This is a genomic window from Leucothrix arctica, assembly GCF_003172895.1.
Classification (GTDB): domain Bacteria; phylum Pseudomonadota; class Gammaproteobacteria; order Thiotrichales; family Thiotrichaceae; genus Leucothrix; species Leucothrix arctica.
Genome location: NZ_QGKL01000003.1, coordinates 1 through 1,925, shown reverse-complemented (window position 1 = coordinate 1,925; position 1,925 = coordinate 1). Strand labels below are relative to the sequence as shown.

3 protein-coding genes are annotated in these 1,925 nt (G+C 40.8%); all 3 read right to left on the bottom strand.

Translation table 11 applies throughout. The annotated features are described in order from the left end of the window. On the bottom strand, positions 1–287 hold a 287-nt coding region (locus tag DKT75_RS00210), incomplete at its 3' end, for an RHS repeat domain-containing protein (RefSeq protein WP_158278760.1). Between the two features lie 100 nt (positions 288–387). After that, entirely contained in the window at positions 388–771 is a 384-nt protein-coding gene (locus tag DKT75_RS00205; RefSeq protein WP_109821424.1) for a hypothetical protein, read from the bottom strand. Positions 772–781: 10 nt separating this feature from the next. Next, the coding region (locus DKT75_RS00200) for a deaminase (RefSeq protein ID WP_211665099.1) at positions 782–1,925 on the bottom strand (1,144 nt) is incomplete at its 5' end.

Below are 1,925 nucleotides of genomic sequence, written 5' to 3'. Positions count from 1 at the left end.
CCGTCTTGGTCAGCACTGAGTACTTGACCAACTGCGTCATACGTCCAACTTTTGGTAATCGTACCCGCAATTGTTTGAAGTATCGGACGGTTGTTGATGTCGTACTCGGTATCGGTACGCTGACCTTTAAAGTCCGTATGCGCAATGCGGTTGCCCGACACGTCATATTCAAAGGTTTCAAACTGACCCATCGGTAAAGTACGGCTGGTGACACGACCGAGATTGTCATAGCTCCAATGGGTGGTGCGGCCCTCTGCATCGGTTTGCGTGAGCTTGTTGTTTTGCACCCCATTGCTGGGTAGACGTAATAGCCACAAGTGATTTTTATGTCACAACACTACTAAAACTTTGAAATTTATATACTTACCCTGACTTTGTTAGTTGGTTTTATTCCTTTTCCCAATCTAAGCTTTGCTCATTTTTTTTATAAAAAGAAATGATAGCATCAGAGGCAACACTCTCATCAACTACAATTTCCACCGGAAAATCCGCGTACTGTCCTCCTGCACATAATTCAATAGTATTCCCGCTTTCTTTTATAGGATTTAATAAAGTAAGGCCTTGCCCATTTTTTTTTGTACAAGTAACAATGAAAAAATCTGGGCCACCTCCAATATCCAATCTAACTTCATCTTCTCGCTCAAGACTTAGCATCGTATGGGTATTACCATTTAAGGTATGTAGTACGTTAATACTTCTTTTTTCATCACTCTCATCAAAGACCATATCTTTGTTTAAATTTTCAGTTCTATTGTCCAATATAAGCTTCATTAAATAATCCTTAAGGTCTTATTACAAGGGATCCACTAGGTGATATAACAGTTAGCTTTTTTATACCAAGCTGCATAGCCATAGATTTTATACCTCCATTTTGGCCACACGCTTTACAAGGATCCCGGTCAACGTGCAAGGTTAAACTACTACCACGAACATTTATTCCATACTGCTTTATTTGATTTAAAACATCAATTTCAGCATGAGTTTTCGAAATCGCATTTACACCACTTACTTGTTGCCCATGAGCATTAATTCCAAATATTTTTTTCCCTCCAACATTCATCATGGCAAGTGTACTTCTATCAGAAGGAGAGCCTGCAGCAGGTAAACCAAGTCCAGCCCGAAAGTCCGCAAGCCCAGCAGCATCACATTCTGCAATATTATGGGCTAATATCGCATCCTTCCCAACATAAAAATTATGATCGTTCGCCACAGTCAAATTATAAACAGTCGCCAACTCAAAACGTTCATTGGTACTTTCAACTTTGGTAATTCCACCCTGTATGTTTAGCAACACACTGTTGATAGTAAGCCTCCCTACTTCAACCCATTCATCTTGATCTGGTATATAAAATGGGTGACCACTGGTTGCTGTGACTGTTCTACCAGAAGCCAACTGAAGATCAATCAAGGCCTTCATACCTTTGCCTTTAATTAGGTGAACTACTTTTTGAAGGCTTTTCTTTTTTATCTTTTCATTGTATGACCAAACTTTGTCTCCAATTTTGATATCATCAATTGGTCGGAATCCCTCTTCAGTAGCAACTAAAGTTTCACCATCAAAACTATTACAAAACTTACGAAACTTTGATGACAGCATCCGTAACATTTTAAAGGCTGCATCGCCACCTATCGCACCAAGCCCCAGCAATAAATTACTGCCACCTGCACTATCAGGATCTAGCGCTGCATCAAGTAGATTTAGTCCAACATCGATCTGAATATTAGCGAGTGTTGAGCGAATATTGCTCGCTGCACTCACACTCCCCAGACTAAACATCCCCGTCGGATCAACCATATTCACCGGATTAGCATTCGCATACAGGTACTTGTGCAAGGTAATCGGATCTGAGTTATTCCCCATCCATGTATCTTGCTGGGTGAATCGCCCTTGGTGCGGGTTGTAGTAACGGGCACGAAGATAGTAG

Coding starts and splice junctions, on each gene's coding strand:
- DKT75_RS00205 (WP_109821424.1), bottom strand. CDS start 771: ATGAAGCTTATATTGGACAATAGAACTGAAAATTTAAACAAAGATATG.